Source organism: Mesorhizobium sp. LjRoot246 (assembly GCF_964254115.1).
Lineage (GTDB): Bacteria > Pseudomonadota > Alphaproteobacteria > Rhizobiales > Rhizobiaceae > Mesorhizobium.
In genome coordinates, this window is the sequence record NZ_CAXUSN020000001.1 from 5562670 (window position 1) to 5578468 (window position 15799).

17 protein-coding genes are annotated in these 15799 nt (G+C 62.4%); 12 read left to right on the forward strand and 5 right to left on the reverse strand.

Features of this window, described 5'->3' with window-relative positions:
• Window positions 1-10: 10 nt before the first annotated feature.
• Window positions 11-1192, reverse strand: a complete 1182-nt coding sequence (gene cyoA, locus ACSQ3L_RS27260; RefSeq protein ID WP_436162719.1) for a ubiquinol oxidase subunit II — start codon at window positions 1190-1192, stop codon at window positions 11-13.
• A 202-nt stretch (window positions 1193-1394) separates the two neighbouring features.
• Here cyoA and ACSQ3L_RS27265 point away from each other — a divergent pair, with 202 nt between their 5' ends.
• Complete coding sequence (locus tag ACSQ3L_RS27265; RefSeq protein WP_436162720.1) at window positions 1395-2714, forward strand: MFS transporter; 1320 nt, start codon at window positions 1395-1397, stop codon at window positions 2712-2714.
• Window positions 2715-2826: 112 nt separating this feature from the next.
• Here the strand turns inward: ACSQ3L_RS27265 and ACSQ3L_RS27270 are convergent, their stop codons facing one another.
• Window positions 2827-3123 carry an AraC family transcriptional regulator gene (locus tag ACSQ3L_RS27270; RefSeq protein ID WP_436162721.1) on the reverse strand — a complete coding sequence of 99 codons (297 nt, stop codon included), beginning with the start codon at window positions 3121-3123 and terminating at the stop codon, window positions 2827-2829.
• Window positions 3124-3126: 3 nt separating this feature from the next.
• On the opposite strand from ACSQ3L_RS27270, the gene ACSQ3L_RS27275 reads away from it, so the two are divergent.
• A complete protein-coding gene (locus ACSQ3L_RS27275; RefSeq protein WP_436162722.1) occupies window positions 3127-3252 on the forward strand; it encodes a helix-turn-helix domain-containing protein in 126 nt (41 codons plus the stop codon).
• A 56-nt stretch (window positions 3253-3308) separates the two neighbouring features.
• Here ACSQ3L_RS27275 and ACSQ3L_RS27280 read toward each other — a convergent pair whose 3' ends face one another.
• Window positions 3309-4214 carry a LysR family transcriptional regulator gene (locus ACSQ3L_RS27280; RefSeq protein WP_436162723.1) on the reverse strand — a complete coding sequence of 302 codons (906 nt, stop codon included), beginning with the start codon at window positions 4212-4214 and terminating at the stop codon, window positions 3309-3311.
• 134 nt (window positions 4215-4348) lie between these two features.
• Here ACSQ3L_RS27280 and pxpA point away from each other — a divergent pair, with 134 nt between their 5' ends.
• The 10 genes from pxpA (at window position 4349) to ACSQ3L_RS27330 (ending at window position 13555) form a co-directional block, all read left to right on the forward strand.
• Complete coding sequence (gene pxpA, locus ACSQ3L_RS27285) at window positions 4349-5071, forward strand: 5-oxoprolinase subunit PxpA (protein ID WP_436162724.1); 723 nt, start codon at window positions 4349-4351, stop codon at window positions 5069-5071.
• Window positions 5072-5137: 66 nt separating this feature from the next.
• Entirely contained in the window at window positions 5138-5371 is a 234-nt protein-coding gene (locus ACSQ3L_RS27290) for an acetyl-CoA carboxylase (protein WP_013533152.1), read from the forward strand.
• A complete protein-coding gene (locus ACSQ3L_RS27295) occupies window positions 5371-6735 on the forward strand; it encodes an acetyl-CoA carboxylase biotin carboxylase subunit (RefSeq protein WP_436162725.1) in 1365 nt (454 codons plus the stop codon). Before ACSQ3L_RS27290 ends, ACSQ3L_RS27295 begins: the two co-directional genes overlap by 1 nt.
• A gap of 10 nt (window positions 6736-6745) precedes the next feature.
• Window positions 6746-7621, forward strand: coding sequence for a 5-oxoprolinase subunit B family protein (locus ACSQ3L_RS27300; RefSeq protein WP_126103558.1), 876 nt, complete (start codon window positions 6746-6748; stop codon window positions 7619-7621).
• Complete coding sequence (locus ACSQ3L_RS27305) at window positions 7611-8582, forward strand: biotin-dependent carboxyltransferase family protein (protein ID WP_436162726.1); 972 nt, start codon at window positions 7611-7613, stop codon at window positions 8580-8582. Before ACSQ3L_RS27300 ends, ACSQ3L_RS27305 begins: the two co-directional genes overlap by 11 nt.
• Before the next feature lie 249 nt (window positions 8583-8831).
• Window positions 8832-9584: an ABC transporter ATP-binding protein gene (locus ACSQ3L_RS27310; RefSeq protein WP_095483665.1), complete on the forward strand. Its 753-nt coding sequence runs from the start codon at window positions 8832-8834 to the stop codon at window positions 9582-9584.
• The gene (locus ACSQ3L_RS27315; protein ID WP_013533157.1) at window positions 9581-10315 is read left to right on the forward strand and encodes an ABC transporter ATP-binding protein; all 735 of its coding nucleotides are present in this window, start codon (window positions 9581-9583) and stop codon (window positions 10313-10315) included. The genes ACSQ3L_RS27310 and ACSQ3L_RS27315 overlap by 4 nt, the downstream gene beginning before the upstream one ends.
• A gap of 1 nt (window position 10316) precedes the next feature.
• The gene (locus tag ACSQ3L_RS27320; RefSeq protein WP_436162727.1) at window positions 10317-11222 is read left to right on the forward strand and encodes a branched-chain amino acid ABC transporter permease; all 906 of its coding nucleotides are present in this window, start codon (window positions 10317-10319) and stop codon (window positions 11220-11222) included.
• Between the two features lie 4 nt (window positions 11223-11226).
• Window positions 11227-12318 carry a branched-chain amino acid ABC transporter permease gene (locus tag ACSQ3L_RS27325; RefSeq protein ID WP_436162728.1) on the forward strand — a complete coding sequence of 364 codons (1092 nt, stop codon included), beginning with the start codon at window positions 11227-11229 and terminating at the stop codon, window positions 12316-12318.
• A gap of 43 nt (window positions 12319-12361) precedes the next feature.
• Entirely contained in the window at window positions 12362-13555 is a 1194-nt protein-coding gene (locus ACSQ3L_RS27330; protein ID WP_436162729.1) for an ABC transporter substrate-binding protein, read from the forward strand.
• Window positions 13556-13669: 114 nt separating this feature from the next.
• Here ACSQ3L_RS27330 and ACSQ3L_RS27335 read toward each other — a convergent pair whose 3' ends face one another.
• Together ACSQ3L_RS27335 and ACSQ3L_RS27340 are read right to left on the reverse strand one after the other, a co-directional pair.
• A complete protein-coding gene (locus ACSQ3L_RS27335; RefSeq protein WP_436162730.1) occupies window positions 13670-14338 on the reverse strand; it encodes a nuclear transport factor 2 family protein in 669 nt (222 codons plus the stop codon).
• Window positions 14335-15717 carry an aspartate aminotransferase family protein gene (locus ACSQ3L_RS27340; RefSeq protein WP_436162731.1) on the reverse strand — a complete coding sequence of 461 codons (1383 nt, stop codon included), beginning with the start codon at window positions 15715-15717 and terminating at the stop codon, window positions 14335-14337. The genes ACSQ3L_RS27335 and ACSQ3L_RS27340 overlap by 4 nt, the downstream gene beginning before the upstream one ends.
• Window positions 15718-15799: the final 82 nt, after the last annotated feature.

The following is a 15799-nucleotide window of genomic DNA, read 5'->3' on the forward strand; positions in this document are numbered from 1 at the left end:
CGGCTATCCCTCACAGTTCGCGCCGCAGCAGGCCGAGCGGCGGCGCGTCGGCCTCGGCGCGACGGCTCTCAGTTCCGGGCCGGAGCAGCCCCGCCCCGCGCAGCGGGGAAAGATTCCTGGCCGGCCAATCCGTCGGCCAGGCTTTGCGGGAGGCACGCGCCGCGGCGGCCGCCTCCTCCGCCGTGCAGATGCTGGCGACATAGGACGGATCGTTCCCAAACACCGCGCCGCGCCGGGCGAACTTGTCGTATTGCAGCGGCAGCGTGTTGCGCACGCCCGCGAGACCGAGGCCACCCTTGGCGTCGATCGACATCATCTCGTTCATGCACATCTTGCCGCGCTCGACGCACAAATTGAGAATGGCGCCATAAAGGTCGGGATCGACGGAGGCATAGTGGCGGACCGGTTCGTTCTCGCTCGGCTTTTCCAGTTCGAGATAGTTCTCGCGGTTCAGCGCCGCCGACGCGGCCCTGGCCTGTGCCACCCACTGGTCGAAACCCTGGTCGGACAGGCCGTGGAAGGCGAAGCGCATGCCCGAAAAGCCGGAGCCGCTGTAGTTGGCCGAGAAGCCGCTATAGATGCCCGGCCGATTGATGACGGCGTGCAGCTTCGTCTCCATCGCAGGCATTGCATAGATCTGCCCGGCAAGAGCCGGAATGTAGAAGGAATTCATCACCGCCGACGAGGTGATGCGGAAGTCGATCGGCTGGTTGACCGGCGCCGCCAGCTCGTTGACGGCGGCAATGCCGTAGTCCGGATAGATAAAAAGCCATTTCCAGTCGAGCGCCACGACCTCGACCCTGAGCGGCTTGTGCAACTGGGTGACGGGCTGGCCGGGCTCGATCCGGTCGATCCGGCGGTATGGGTCGAGCAGGTGCGTACCAAGCCAGGTCAGCGCGCCAAGGCATATGATGATGAGAAGGGGTGCCGCCCAGATCACCAATTCCAGTTTCGTCGAATGATCCCAGTCCGGCGCATAGGTCGCCGCGGCGTTGGAGTGCCGGTAGCGCCAGGCGAAAAAGACCGTCAGCGCCATCACCGGCACGATGATGACCAGCATCAGCAAGGTCGAAACCACGAGCAGGTCGCGCTGCTGAGCCGCGACGTCGCCGGCGGGCGCGAGCACGACCAGATCGCAGCCGCTCAGCAGCCCGGCCAGGGGGAACACAAGCAAGGCTCCAAATCGTTTCATCAAACACCCTCGATGGACCGTGGCAACCGGGTCGTTCATGTTGCGGTGCGGTATCGATCAAGGGCTACTGCTCACGGCGGCCCGGTGACATTGGACAATTTGTCCAATGCCCAGCTGGTATGACTTTGGCACAGTGTGCAGCGCACAATGGATGCCGGCGATTGGTTCCCGGACAGTTCATCCTCTGATGGCAACGGATAAGATGGCTAAGACTTCGACTACCGAAACGAACAGCGAGCTGATTGGCTCGCATCATGGCCAGGTCAGCGCCGGCGATATCGCGGTCGGCGTGATCGTGGGCAGGACGTCGGAATTCTTCGACTTCTTCGTCTATGCGATCGCGTCCGTCATCGTGTTTCCCAAGCTCGTGTTTCCGACGCACGATCCGCTTGTCGGAACGCTTTATTCCTTCTCTATCTTCGCGCTGGCCTTCGTCGCGCGCCCGTTCGGCACCGTTCTGTTCATGGCGGTCGATCGCGCTTATGGCCGTGGCGCGAAACTGACGATCGCGCTGTTCATGCTCGGCACGTCGACCGTCGCCATCGCGTTCTTGCCGGCCTATGGTGATATCGGCGCGGTTGCAATCTGGCTACTGGCGCTTGCCCGCATCGGACAGGGGCTGGCTCTTGGCGGCACATGGGACGGAATGCCCTCGCTGCTGGCGCTGAACGCGCCTCAGAACCGGCGCGGCTTCTATGCCATGATCCCGCAGTTGGGTGCGCCGATCGGCCTCATCGTGGCAAGCTCTCTGTTCGCGTTCTTCGTCGCCAATTTATCTGCCGACGATTTCTTCGCCTGGGGCTGGCGCTATCCCTTCTTCGTTGCCTTCGCCATCAACGTCGTGGCCCTGTTCGCCAGGCTGCGCATTGTCGTCACGCCCGAATTCTCCCGACTGTACGAAAGCGGAGACCTGCAGCCGACGCGCATCAGGGACACGATCAGGACCGAAGGCCGGAACGTCGTCGTCGGTGCCTTCGCGCCGCTGGCGAGTTTCGCCCTATTCCACATGGTGACGGTGTTTCCGCTCTCCTGGGTGTTCCTGTTCACCAATGAGGGGCCGGAGCATTTTCTGGTGATCGAGGCGGTAAGCGCGCTGTTCGGCATTGCGGCAATCGTGGCATCGGGGCCGCTGGCCGATCGCATTGGACGCCGTGCGCTCCTCGGCGGTTCGGCGATCGCGATCGCGACATTCAGCGGCTTTGCCCCGCAGCTTCTGGATGGCGGCACGGTGGGCGAAGCCCTGTTCATGGTGTTGGGCTTCATCCTGCTGGGACTGAGTTTCGGGCAGTCGTCCGGGGTCGTCGCATCGAGCTTTTCGCGGCAGCATCGCTATACGGGCTCGGCGATAACCTCGGATCTCGCATGGATGTTCGGCGCCGGTTTCGCGCCGCTGGCCGCGCTGCTGCTGGCTGGCAATTTCGGCCTCATCGCCGCCGGTGCCTACCTGCTCTCGGGCGCGGCCTGCACATTGCTGGCGTTGTGGATCGACCGGCGCCGGGCGACGGATCGTCGAGCCGACTGAGCCCGAAAACTTCACGGATCGCGCTGATGCAGCCGACGCACAGGTCCGCGTGCCGCGGATCAACGCAAGGCGAAGCCCGAACGTCGTGTTTGCAATCCGGCAGTGTGATCGCTCAGTCTCGCATCTGGGATCCAAAATGTGCGCGATGCTGGCCGGGGCTGGTGCCAAACGATTTGCCAAACCGCCGCAAGAAAGTTGCCTCATTGCCAAAACCGCATCGGGCGGCGATATCTTTCATGGAAATGTCAGGGGCAGATCGGGACCGGCGGTTGCCACGACGGGCCAGCCGGCCGTTGAGTCCATTCTTATTGTTCAGGTAAATCGTCTGCCTCTGCGAAATCGGTTGCATCGTGACAGGCAGCCATCCTGGGCACATCGGATCTGGCTCGGGCACGAACGTGAACCTCATCAGATGCTCCGATCGCTGGAATGTGTCGCTGAAACCGGCAGCATTACGGAGACGGCGCGGTGCCTCAGCCGCTCACAGCCGGCCATTACCCTGCAACTTCAGCGATGCTACGGTATTCCGTGCTTGTAGACTACCCGCCGTTCAACCAGCGAGTTGGGGTAAAGCGTCTGCCCGACGGCCGGCGGCTAGCCGCCGCCGCCCATGGTCACGGACATAAAGGCCCGGAAGGCCGCCGCCGCCGGGCCGATTGGTCTGTCACGCGACCAGGCCAGACCGACATCCATACTGGGGATCGGCTCGACAAGCCGGCGCACTTCGATGCGCTGCCCTTCCAGGGACCATGGTCGGTAAACCATGTCGGACAGGACAGTGACTCCCATGCCAGCGGCCACAAGCGACCGCACGGCCTCGACCGAACTGGTGGTAAGGACTGTGCGGAGCGAAAGCCCCGCGGCATCCCAGTAACGGGCGGCCGTCGTGCGTGCCTCGTCCACAGTCAGCATGACATAATCTTCCGCCGCCACATCGGTAAGGCTGATTTCCTGCCGCGCGAGCAGATGATGATCAGCCGAAAGCCAGAGCCGGCGGTTCGACCGCATCAAGACCTCCTGCGCTAATTCCTCGGTGTGCGCCAGGTTGGACACCAGCATCACAGCCATGTCGATCTCCCCGCACATCAAGCCGCTTTCGAGAGCGTCCCGGGGCAGTTCCAGCACCTCGACCTCGATCTCGGGATAGGTCTTTCGAAACCGCGCGTAGTGGCGCGACATGTAGTAGCCGACGACCGTGTAGGTCATGCCCAGCCGCAGCTTGCCCGCCAGGCCTTTCCTATCGCGCAACGGGCTTCGGACGGCGGCTGCGACGGCCCCGGTGATAACACGCGCATGTTCAAGAAACCGCGCGCCCTCCATCGTCAATCTTACGCCAGCGTGGTTACGCTCCAAAAGCCGTACGCCCAGGTCAGCCTCAAGCGTCTTTATCGCCGCAGTGACCGCCGATTGTGAGATGTTGAGTTCCACCGCGGCATGACTGACCTGTCCGCTCTCGGCGGTCGCGATGAAATAATCGAGCTGTTTCAAGGTGATGGTCATGGCGCACTCCGGCCCAGAACCATTATCTGTTTTTTTGATATCACAATCAATAAACTACTATTTCACAAATGCCCCGCATGCGCACAAAATGCTGCAACGCCGCAAAGACGGCAGCTACGAGGGGTAACAATGCGATGGCGGTGACGCTAAACTGTGACATGGGCGAAAGCTATGGCCTCTACAAGGTAGGCGATGATGTGGGCATGATGCCGATCATCGACGTTGCCAATGTCGCCTGTGGTTTTCACGCTTCCGATCCGGATCACATGCACGCCGCCGTGCGCGGCGCCAAGGCGAGTGGCGTCAAGATCGGCGCCCATCCAGGCTTGCCGGACATTCAGGGTTTCGGCCGGCGCGAGATGCGGCTGACCCGCGACGAAGTCAGGAACACCATCATTTACCAGGTGGGAGCGCTTGCCGGCTTCCTCAAGGCCGAGGGCGTGGAACTCCACCATATCAAGCCGCATGGCAGCCTTTACTTCATGGCCATGCAGCAGGAGGCAATCGCCCATGGCGTGTGCGACGCGGCAGAGGTTTTCGGCGTACCCCTCTTCGGCATGACGGGCACCCTGCACGAGAAGATCTATCAAGAGCGCGGTATCCCATTCATCGCCGAGTTCTATGCCGATCTCGACTACGATGCCTCCGGCAAGCTGATCCTGACACGCGTTCATGACGCCAAGGACCCCGCAGAAATGGCCGAGCGTTGCGTACGCGCCATCAGCAAGCGCGAGGGCACGGCAGAGGACGGCAGTTTCTTCCCCGTACGCTGCGAAACCATCTGCGTGCATTCCGATACGCCGAACGCCATCGAAATAGCCAGGGCCGTGCGCACCGCAATCGCCCCTTGGCACTGAACTCGACCGAACCCGCCCGCGCAGGCGGTTCCAAATTAGTCTGTCTGCAGTTTTCCGGAGCTTTTTATGGCCCAGATTCTTTCGCCTCTTCCCGGCACTTTCTATCGGAGCGCTTCGCCAGACCAGCCGCCCTACAAGGCGGATGGCGACGCGGTTTCCGCCGGAGACGTAATCGGTCTCATCGAAGTGATGAAGTCGTTCCACGAAGTGAGGGCCGAGACGGCCGGTACGAACATCCGCTTCATTGCCGACAATGAGGACCCCATCATGGCTGGCGCACCTATTGCGGATCTCGACTGATGCTGAAAAAGCTTCTGGTTGCCAACCGGGGCGAGATAGCGGTCAGGATCATCCGGGCCGCACAAGATCTGGGCATCCCCACCGTGGCGGTGTATTCGGCCGCAGACGCGGGATCGCTCCACGTCCAGCTTGCGGACGAAGCGGTCAACATCGGCCCACCAGCAGCAAAGAAGTCCTATCTCAACGTCGAAGCAATTCTGAAGGCTGCCCGCGATACCGGTTGCGACAGCGTTCATCCCGGTTATGGTTTCCTTGCCGAGAATGCCGCGTTTTCCGACGCGGTCACAGGCGCCGGATTGGTCTTCGTCGGCCCGTCGGGAGATGCGATCCGGATGATGGGAGACAAGGTCTCGGCGCGATCGGCCGCTGCCGCTGCAGGTGTCCCTGTGGTACCTGGCTCGGCTGGCCGGGTCGAGGGTCTCAAGGCTGGCCACGAGGTGCTGACCGAAACCGGTTTTCCGGTGATGATCAAGGCGGCGGCAGGCGGCGGCGGGCGGGGCATCCGCATTGCGAACTCGCTCGCCGAGTTCGAACAAGCCTTTCCTCAGGCCGAAGCAGAAGCCCTCGCCGCCTTTGGCGACGGTGGTCTCTACATGGAAAAGGTGATCGGTAAGGCCCGACATATCGAGGTGCAGGTGCTGGCAGACGGAAGCGATGCCATCCACTGCTACGAGCGGGAGTGCTCGCTGCAGCGGCGACGCCAGAAGGTTTGGGAGGAGGCGCCGTCGCGCGCACTTTCCCACAGGCTGCGCGAAGAGCTCTGCGCTTCGGCGGTCGCTTTGGCCAAGGCGGTCAAATACTCTGGTGCCGGCACGGTAGAGTATCTTTATGACGATGAAGCAGACCGCTTTTACTTCATCGAGATGAACACCCGTATCCAGGTTGAGCACCCGGTCACCGAGGCGATCACCGGCATCGACCTCGTTGCGGAGATGCTTCGCATCGCCGGCGGCGAGAAGCTGCGGATTCGGCAAGGCGATGTCTCCGTCAAGGGGCATGCGATCGAAGTCCGGCTCAATGCCGAAGACCCGGCGAAGGAGTTCGCTCCATTCCCCGGGCAGGTGGCCGAGCTTCGCATTCCCGGCGGTCCGGGCGTACGCTTCGATTCGATGCTCTACCAAGGCTATCAGGTGCCGCCCTTTTATGACTCGCTGCTTGCCAAGCTGATCGTGCATGCAGAGACGCGCGAGGCGGCGATAGTGCGCCTGATCCGCGCGCTCAACGAGTTGAAGATCGGCGGGCTCAAGACCACCAAGCCGCTGTTTCTTGCGCTGGCCGCCGATCCGGCGGTGCGGGCGGGAGACGTGCATACCCGCTGGCTGGAAGGCTGGCTCATCGAAAACGCCGCAGCTTTGGCGGGCTAAAGGAGGACCGATGTCGATACGATTCAACTTCGGCGGTGACGAGCATATCTTCGGCGAGGTGTCCGAGGAAATGTCGCTCACCTCCTTCTTTACCGGCCTTTCGATGACCAACGCCGTGCGTACGGCAGGCATCCGAGGCGTCACCGAGATCTGCCCGGCCAACGCCAGCTTCCAGATTCGCTTCAACCCCGACATCGTCAAGCCGCAGGATTTGCTCAGCGAACTGAAATCGATGGAAGAGGCGGCCTCAAAGGCAGACCCGGTGCTGAAGACCCGGATCATCGAGCTGCCGGTTTATTTCCAGGATCCATGGACGCGTGAAACCTGTTTGCGCTTCCGCGAGCGCCACCAGGACCCGTCCTCCACCGATCTTGAATATTCGGCACGCATCAATGGCTACGCCACGGTGGAAGAGTTTATCGCGGCCTATTCCGGCCAGCCTTGGTTCGTATCCATGGTAGGCTTCGTCGCCGGACTGCCCTTCCTGTACCAGATGGTTGAGCGCAAGAAACAGATTCAGGCGCCGAAATACTTGCGTCCGCGCACCGACACTCCCAAGCTCACCATTGGCCATGGCGGCTGCTTTGCAGCGATCTATTCGGTGCGCGGCGCTGGCGGCTACCAGATGTATGGCATAACCCCGGCCCCGATCTACGACCCAACCAGGAAGGTGCGCTACCTCTCCGATGACATGTGCCTGTTCAAGCCAGGCGACATCGTCAAGTTCAAGGCCATTGGTCGCGATGATTACGACGCCACGCTGGAGGAAATCGAAGCCAATCGGTGGCAGCCGACGGTTCGCGAGTGCACCTTCAGCCTGAAGGACTTCAACAGCGATATTTACGGCACCAATGCAAAGCTGATGGAGCTTATCAATGGCCGTTAAGGTAATCTCTCCCGGCCTCTCCACTTCCGTGCAGGACCTTGGCCGACCAGGCCACTATCATGTCGGCATTCCCGAAGGCGGCGGCATGGACCGCTTTGCCACACGCATCGCAAACCTGCTTGTCGGCAACGATCCGGGTGCTGCGGTGCTCGAAGCCACCTTCATGGGCCCTGAACTCGAATTCACCCAATCCGCAGTCATCGCCGTCACGGGAGGAGAGCTCCCACCCAAACTTAATGGCGAGGAACGGCCGACCTGGGAAAGTTTTCCGGTGAAGGCGGGTGACCGGCTTTCCTTTGGCTTCCTCAAGGGCGGCGCGCGCGCTTATCTGGCCGTCTCCGGCGGCGTCGACGTACCGGTGGTTCTTGGTTCGCGCTCGACTTATATTCTCGGCGCACTCGGCGGCCATCAGGGCCGCACGCTAAAGGCGGGTGATGAGCTTCCCGTCGGCGAAGGTTCCGGCAAAATCGGTCTTTCACTGCCTGCAAATCTGCGCCGCGCGCGGAATAGTTTGGCGGAACTCAGAATGCTTCCCGGCATGTACTGGCATCGGATCACTGAAGCTGCCGGCAATCGGTTCTTTGAGGAAACCTGGAAGGTCGCGCCCGAAGCTGACCGCATCGGCTATCGCTTCCGTGGCGGAACGCCGCTGGAGTTCGTTGAGCGCGAGCAGCCTTTCGGTGCCGGCTCCGACCCCTCGAACATCGTCGATGCCTGCTATCCTTATGGATCCGTCCAGGTGCCGAGTGGCACAGAGCCGATCGTTCTTCACCGGGACGCAGTTTCGGGTGGCGGGTACATGATGCTGGGCGTGGTGATATCGGCCGACATGGACCTGATCGCCCAGCTCCAGCCGCACACCCCGGCGCGCTTCGTTCCGGTGACGTTGGAAGACGCGCTTGCCGCGCGAACCGAACAGCGCGCCGCGTTGGCGCGTGCTGAAGGGCATCTGGCCGGCTGACGTCAGCCGGGAAAATGCCGGCGGAGGAGCCGGAGGCGAGGAGATCGGTCGGCCAAAACCGACCGCGCGTGGCGGAAGACAAAATCCGGTGCGCGAAACGACAAGACGACGCCGGGCAACGGCGTGAATTTGGCATCCGAGCAGTCCGCTAGAGATCGCCGGAACCGACAGGGGAAGACATTTGCAACGTGACTGGCCGCAAGGCCGGATGCTTCGCGCCTTTCCGTCGGTAAAAAGAAGGAAAGGGACATGAGTCATCTGAGCGCGGAGAACGTCTCGGTATCGTTTGCGGGGCTGAAGGCCCTGTCATCGGTAGACCTCCAAATTACGCCCGGCCGCATCAGTGGCCTCATCGGCCCGAATGGCGCCGGCAAGACCACACTCGTCAACGTGCTTACCGGCTTCCAGGCACCGACGGAAGGCACCATCAAGCTCGACGGGGCAGCACTCACGGGTCTCAAGCCGCATCAGGTCCGGCGGCGCGGCATCGCCCGCACCTTCCAGGGTGGGCGGCTCTTCCGCGACCTGCCTGTGCTGGACAATCTGGAGGTAACCGGCGTTGGTCTGGGAATGAGCCGGCGCGCTGCCATCGCCGAAGCCGAAGCGATGCTCGACTGGATAGGCATCGGTGCGCTGGGCACCCGCATCGCCGGAACGTTGCCATATACGGACGAGCGCCGCGTTGCCATTGGCCGCGCCCTGATGGGGCGGCCCGCATACATCCTGCTCGACGAGCCCGCGGCTGGCATGAGCGCGCTGGAGGCGCGGGAACTTTCGGCCCTGATAAGACACATCGCCGCCGATCTCGGCTGCGGTGTCCTGCTCATCGAGCACAATGTCGGGCTGGTGCTCGGCCTTTGCGAGCATATCGTCGTGCTCGATTCCGGAGCGATCATCGAGGAAGGCCCGCCGGCCGCGATCCGCGACAGCGAGAAGGTGCGCCACGCCTATATGGGCACGGCCGCGAACACCGACCTGCCTGTGCTGGAGGCGATGGAATGAGCCTGCTCGCCCTTTCCGATATCACCATCCGCTACAGCCGTCTCACGGCGGTCCGCAATGTCTCCTTCTCCATGGACGAGGGAGAAATCCTGTTCATCACCGGCCCGAACGGAGCCGGGAAGTCTTCGCTGCTGCGCGCGATCGCCGGTGTTACGCCGGTGGCGGGCGGCCGGATCGACCTTGCAGGTCATGAGATCACCGGCCAGGCGCCGGAGAACATCGCCCGGCTCGGATTCTCCATGGTGCCGGAGGGGCGCGATGTCTTCGGCTCGCTGACGACGGAAGAGAACCTTCTGGTCGGAACCGGCATGCACGCCCGCGAACGCGGCTGGCGCAGCCGAGCTGCCGACGAACTCGAAGCCGTCTACGCAACCTTCCCGATGCTGAAAGAGAGGCGGCACGGGCAGGCGGGATTGCTGTCCGGCGGGCAGCAGCAAATGCTGGTCATCGGACGCGCGCTGATGACCAATCCGCGGCTTGTAGCCATCGACGAGCCTTCGCTGGGCCTCGCCCCCAACATCAACGACCAGGTCTACGAGCGGCTGATCGCGCTGCGTGCGCAGCGCCAGCTCACGCTCCTGATCGTTGAGCAGAGCTCGGCCCGGGCGATGATGGTGGGCGGGCGGATGATCCTGATGCGTGGCGGACAGATCGTGCTCGATGGCGACGCGCGGACGCTCGGCAACGGCGAGGCGATCCAGGCTGCTTATTTCGGTTACGAGGACAATTGAGATGCTTCAGATCCTGTTCGACGCACTCTCGCTTGGTTCGCTCTACGCGCTCGGGGCGCTCGGCATTGCCCTCATCTTCGGCGTCATGCGGCTCGTGAACTTCGCGCATGGCGACGTCATCGCCTTCTGCGTCTTCGCCCTGTTGTGGCCGTCTACGGACGCAATGGCCATCGTCTTCGCTGGCCAATTGCCGTGGTACCTGCTGGTGCCCTTCGTGCTCCTCTGCGGGGCCGGGCTGTCGGTGCTGTGCGAAATCGTCGTCTTCAGGCGGTTCCGCCAGGCAAATCCGGCAACCATGATGATCGCCTCCTTCGCGCTCGGTTTCGTAATTCGCTACTTCCTGCTCATGCTGTTCTCCAGTCGGCCGAAATCGATCTCGCTGCTGCCCGAACTGTCCCAACCGGTGGAGATCCTTGGTGCCCGGCTTCCCCTCCTCCAACTGATAACGATCGTCACCACGATGGTCATCCTGATCGGCCTGACACTGTTCCTGCGTCAAACCCGCTTCGGCCTGGAGATGCGTGCGGCGGCCGAGAACTTCTCGATGGCCCGCATGCTGGGTGTGCGTGCGAACCGGGTTATCATGGGCGCGTTCGCCCTCTCCGGCGCGTTGGCCGCCGCCATTGCGCTGATCTTTGGCATCCAGACAGGCACGCTGGACATTCAGATGGGCGCCTCGATCATGTTGATGGCCTTCATCGCCACCGTCATTGGCGGCCTCGGCAGCCTCGGGGGGGCCGTGCTCGCCGGCTTCCTGCTGGGTGCCGCCTCGGTGATCATGCAGGTCATGCTGCCCATCGACGCCCGGCCATTCCGCGATGCCTTTGTCTATGGAGCGGTCATCCTCGTTCTCCTCTTCCGCCCGCAAGGGCTCATTGCCGCGCGCGGCACCAAGGAAAGGGTCTGATTTCATGGCTGTCGCCGCCTCCCTTGCCAACTCTACCGCTGCCGGTGCCGCGGCTGCCGAGCGAAAGCCCGCCCACTTCGCGCTTGCCCGCCGCACAATCCTGACGCCGGTCCTGCTTTCGCTGCTGCTGCTGGCCATCGCGCTAATCACGGTGATGACCGGATCGCGGCCCTTCAACCAGACGGTGATCGACGTGTTCGTCCGTGTCATCCTCGTCGTGGGCCTATACATCTTTATCGGAAATTCGGGCGTTCTCAGCTTCGGGCATATCGGCTTCACCTGCCTTGGCGCCTACGCGGCCGCGTGGCTCACCATCAATCCGATGATGAAACGCGGTTCGCTGCCGGGACTGCCCGAATGGCTGCTGGCGACCCGTTTGCCGTACTGGCAATCGGCTGTGCTGGCGGCGTTGTTCGCCGCCCTCGCCGCTCTCATTTTCGGGCGGGTGCTGATGCGGCTATCGGGCATCGCAGCATCGATCGCGACCTTCGCGATGCTCGCCATGATCAACACAATTTATTCCAACTGGGAGAGCGTGACCGGAGCGACCTCATCGGTCGTCGGCATTCCGATCGTGCGCGTGATCTGGCCGTATCTCATCGGCGCCGTGGTCGCAATCTTCATCGCCTGGGCGCACGCGATCTCCCGGTCCGGCCTGGCCCTTCGTGCTGCCCGCGACGAGCCCACCGCCGCCGCGGCTTCCGGAGTCGACATTCCCAGGGAAAGACTGGTGGCGTTCGTCGTATCAGGCGCGGTGATGGGGCTGGGCGGTGCGCTCATGGCTCATTCCATCGGCGTGGTCACACCCGACACATTCTATCTCGGTCTCACCTTCATCACCCTTTCCATGCTCGTCGTCGGCGGCATGGGCAGCCTGTCGGGGGGGGTGGTGGGTGTCGTCCTGCTGTCCGCCCTCATCCAGGCGCTGCGCTGGCTGGAGGCAGGCGTATCGCTCGGCGAGTCCACTTTCGCCCTCCCGAAAGGGGTTCAGGAAATAGCCCTCGGCGTCATCATGATCGTGATCCTCGCGCTTCGCCCATCCGGACTCATGGGCAACCGCGAGCTCACCTTACCCCGCAGCAGTCGCAACAAGTGACCGGCGGCACAAGCCCGACTGGAAAACAAAAAAGGAGACGTGCATGACATACAAAATGAGAATTGTCGCAACCGCTCTGGCCTCGATGTCCATCGCATACCCGGCCCTGGCCGATGACAAGACTATCGTCATCGGCTTCGCCACTGCGGAGTCGGGCTTCATGGAAGCGTATGACAAGCCTGCCCAGGAGGCGGCCTTGATCCGCATCGACGAGATCAATGCGGCTGGCGGTCTGCTTGGAAAGCAGATCAAGGTTGTCAAGGCCGACACCAAGTCCGACCGGGCCGAAGGCGCCAAGGCGGGCCTCTCCGTGCTCGACCAGGGTGCGGATCTCGTGGTCGTCTCCTGCGACTACGACTTCGGATCGCCGGCTGCGCTCGCGGCCGAGGACGCAGGCCGTATCTCCTTTTTCCTGTGCGCGGAATCGGTCAAGGCCGGTATCCAGGGTGTCGGCCCGCACAGCTTCTCCGCGTCGGTGCTGGCGGCCGTGCAGGGCGCGACCATGGCCGAGTGGGCATTCAAGGAAAAGGGCGCAAAGGACTTCTACCGTCTGCTCGATACCTGGACGGCCTACAACAAGGGCATCTGCGACGGCTTCGACTGGATGATGCCGAAGCTCGAAGCCCAGGGCGCGAAGCTTGTCGGTGAAGACACCTTCAAGAACGAGGACGCCTCCATCGCCGCACAGATTACCCGCATCAAGTCTCTGCCGAAGGAGCCGGATGCGATCATGCTTTGCACGATGATGCCGGGCGCTGTCTCGGCCATCAAGCAGCTTCGCGCCGCGGGTATCAACTCCATGATCCTGAATGGCTCGGGCGTCGACGGTAGCTATTGGCTCTCGGCTGTGCCCGATCTGACGAACTTCTACGTCCCCGTTCAGGGATCGATCTATGGCGACGATCCCAATCCGGCCGTGCTGAAGTTCAATGCCACGTACAAGCAGAAGACAGGCGCCGATCCCTCGAGCCAGTATGTCTTTCCGGGTTACGTCATGGTCGACGTCTGGGCCAAGGCGGTGGAGCGTGCAGGCACGACCGATGCCGACGCGGTCGTCGCGGAACTGGAAAAGATGAAGAATGAGCCGACGCTGTTCGGGCCTCGTACCTTCACGCCGGAACTGCATCACCAGAACCAGACGCGGTACCTGATCGTCGAGACCAAGGCCGGCAAGCCGGGTGTTGTAGGCAACTGGACGATTTCCGAGCCGGTACCGATGGAAGCCTTGCTCAAGTAGGAAGATGGGCCGGATAAGCCCGGCCCTTTCGTCTTTTGAGGATCTTGCCTTTGGACAAAAAAGGAGGGCGGCCCACTTGGACCGCCCTCATCGCCCGATGAATTCAGATTTTCGCTAGGCTCGCGCTTTGCGGTAGGAATCCTTGAGCGCTATGAGCTCCCCCGAGAAAGCGAAGATATCGCAGCCGTCGACTTCGATTTTCTGCCCCGCTGCCGTGGTGCCGACGAAGCGCCATGATGAAAGTCCGGCGTCGCCCGTCACGACGTGCCGTCCCCTGGCCCACGCGGCTTTCGGGAAGGCATCGAACAGCGCTGCATAGGCGGCGCGCACGGCGTCACGTCCCATATGCTTGCGCCCTTCGGCATCGGGGCCAGCCGAGCCGTGGAAAGCGCAATTCTCAGCCATGCAGTCCATCAGCGCGCCCACGTCGCGGGCGTTCCAGGCCGCGAGGAACCGGTCGAGCACGGCGAGCCGCCTGGCTGCGAGGTCGCCAGCCTCAACGACCTCGACCTCCAGGAAGGCGAGCGGCGCATCGCCGGCATTGATGACGTTGTGAGCCACACCCGTCCGCCGCGAATAGGGCACCCCTTGGGTGAGAGCGGCTTGCGATTGCGCGCCGTCTGGGCCTTCGAGACCGAGCTTGCCGTCCGTAAGCGGCACGATGACGTAGTCATGGCCATGGATGTGCCAGCCGGTCTCGGCCCCGGTGGCAAACCGCCATTCGGTGACCCGAAAGCGTTCGTCGTCGATATGGACGACCGGTTCGGCTTTCATACGGGTCATTCAAGTCCCTCCTTGGCAACCGCACCGGTCAGGCGCTCAAGCGTCCGGCCCATGCGCGTCATGATTTCCTTCACATCGTCTTCTGTCGAGATCATCGGCGGACAGAGCGCGAGCTGATCGCCGATGGCGCGGAAGATGAGGCCTTCTTCGTGGCCGATCCCTGCTGCGATAGTCCCTGCGCGCCCAATCTTGGCGAAGGGGCGTTTCGTCGCCTTGTCTGCCACCAGCTCAACGGCGCCGATAAGACCGGTGCCCCGCGCTTCGCCGACAAGCGGGTGATCGGCGAATGAGCGGATGCCGGCCTGGAACGGCGTCTCAAGGCGGGCCGCGTTTCCGATCAGGTCCCGCTCCTCGAAGATGGCGAGGTTTTCGAGACCCACTGCCGTGGCAACCGGATGACCTGACGCCGTAAAGCCGTGGCCGAAATTGCCGATCGTTGCGGTGTTGTCGGCGATCGCCTGATAGATCGCCTCCGAGAACACCACCGCGGCCAGCGGCATGTAGGAGGAGGTGATCTGCTTGGAAAGCGTCATGATATCAGGCGTGAAACTGAATTTCTGGCTGCCAAAGGGCGTGCCGAGCCGCCCGAAACCACAGATCACCTCGTCTGCTATCAGAATGATATCATTTGCCCGGCAGATTTTCTCCACCCCTTCCCAGTACCCGACGGGCGGTGGCAGAACGCCGCCGGCCGCCATAAGCGGCTCGCCTATGAAGGCTGCGATGGTGTCAGCCCCTTCTTCCGCGATCACCGCTTCCAGCTCGGCGAGCAGACGCGCCGTGAAGGCGGCTTCGCCTTCGCCTTCCATGCCGAAACGATAGAAGTGCGGGCAGGTCAGGTGGCGAACGGGAATCGCCGGCAGATCGAAGTCGCGATGATTGATCGGCAGGCCTGTCAGGCTGCCAGAGGCAACGGTGATGCCGTGATAGCCCTTGGTCCGTGCCAGGAATTTCTTCTTTTTGGGCCGGCCCAGCGCGTTGTTCATGAACCACATCATCTTGACGATGGTGTCGTTGGCTTCCGAGCCCGACGACGTGAAGAAAACACGCGTCAGGTTTTCCGGCGTCATCTCCACGAGTTTCTCCGCGAGCCGGATGGACGGCTCATGCGCCTTGGAGGAGAAGGTGTGGTAGTAAGGCAGCTTCAGCATTTGCTGATAGGCAGCGTCGGCCAACCGCTTTTCCGAAAAGCCGACGGCCACCGACCACAGCCCCGCGAGCCCTTCGATATATTCCTTGCCGCGCTCGTCATACACACGGATGCCGTCGCCGCGGCTGATGATCAGCGGCCCGGTTTTTTCGTGCTGACGCAGGTTGGTGTAGGGGTGCATGGTGGTGGCGATGTCGGCGGCGGCGAGAGAGTTGGAAAGCGCGTCCATGGAAGTCCTCAGCGGCTTGTGGAAATGGTTCGGGCAGTGAGTTCGAGATAGTCCTCGATCCCATGCGTGGACTATCTCGATT

Excerpts from the sequence above, each read along its gene's own strand:
- cyoA (WP_436162719.1), bottom strand. The coding sequence starts at position 1,192 with ATGAAACGATTTGGAGCCTTGCTTGTGTTCCCCCTGGCCGGGCTGCTG.
- ACSQ3L_RS27265 (WP_436162720.1), top strand. The coding sequence starts at position 1,395 with ATGGCTAAGACTTCGACTACCGAAACGAACAGCGAGCTGATTGGCTCG.
- ACSQ3L_RS27270 (WP_436162721.1), bottom strand. The coding sequence starts at position 3,123 with ATGAGGTTCACGTTCGTGCCCGAGCCAGATCCGATGTGCCCAGGATGG.
- ACSQ3L_RS27275 (WP_436162722.1), top strand. The coding sequence starts at position 3,127 with ATGCTCCGATCGCTGGAATGTGTCGCTGAAACCGGCAGCATTACGGAG.
- ACSQ3L_RS27280 (WP_436162723.1), bottom strand. The coding sequence starts at position 4,214 with ATGACCATCACCTTGAAACAGCTCGATTATTTCATCGCGACCGCCGAG.
- pxpA (WP_436162724.1), top strand. The coding sequence starts at position 4,349 with ATGGCGGTGACGCTAAACTGTGACATGGGCGAAAGCTATGGCCTCTAC.
- ACSQ3L_RS27290 (WP_013533152.1), top strand. The coding sequence starts at position 5,138 with ATGGCCCAGATTCTTTCGCCTCTTCCCGGCACTTTCTATCGGAGCGCT.
- ACSQ3L_RS27295 (WP_436162725.1), top strand. The coding sequence starts at position 5,371 with ATGCTGAAAAAGCTTCTGGTTGCCAACCGGGGCGAGATAGCGGTCAGG.
- ACSQ3L_RS27300 (WP_126103558.1), top strand. The coding sequence starts at position 6,746 with ATGTCGATACGATTCAACTTCGGCGGTGACGAGCATATCTTCGGCGAG.
- ACSQ3L_RS27305 (WP_436162726.1), top strand. The coding sequence starts at position 7,611 with ATGGCCGTTAAGGTAATCTCTCCCGGCCTCTCCACTTCCGTGCAGGAC.
- ACSQ3L_RS27310 (WP_095483665.1), top strand. The coding sequence starts at position 8,832 with ATGAGTCATCTGAGCGCGGAGAACGTCTCGGTATCGTTTGCGGGGCTG.
- ACSQ3L_RS27315 (WP_013533157.1), top strand. The coding sequence starts at position 9,581 with ATGAGCCTGCTCGCCCTTTCCGATATCACCATCCGCTACAGCCGTCTC.
- ACSQ3L_RS27320 (WP_436162727.1), top strand. The coding sequence starts at position 10,317 with ATGCTTCAGATCCTGTTCGACGCACTCTCGCTTGGTTCGCTCTACGCG.
- ACSQ3L_RS27325 (WP_436162728.1), top strand. The coding sequence starts at position 11,227 with ATGGCTGTCGCCGCCTCCCTTGCCAACTCTACCGCTGCCGGTGCCGCG.
- ACSQ3L_RS27330 (WP_436162729.1), top strand. The coding sequence starts at position 12,362 with ATGACATACAAAATGAGAATTGTCGCAACCGCTCTGGCCTCGATGTCC.
- ACSQ3L_RS27335 (WP_436162730.1), bottom strand. The coding sequence starts at position 14,338 with ATGACCCGTATGAAAGCCGAACCGGTCGTCCATATCGACGACGAACGC.
- ACSQ3L_RS27340 (WP_436162731.1), bottom strand. The coding sequence starts at position 15,717 with ATGGACGCGCTTTCCAACTCTCTCGCCGCCGCCGACATCGCCACCACC.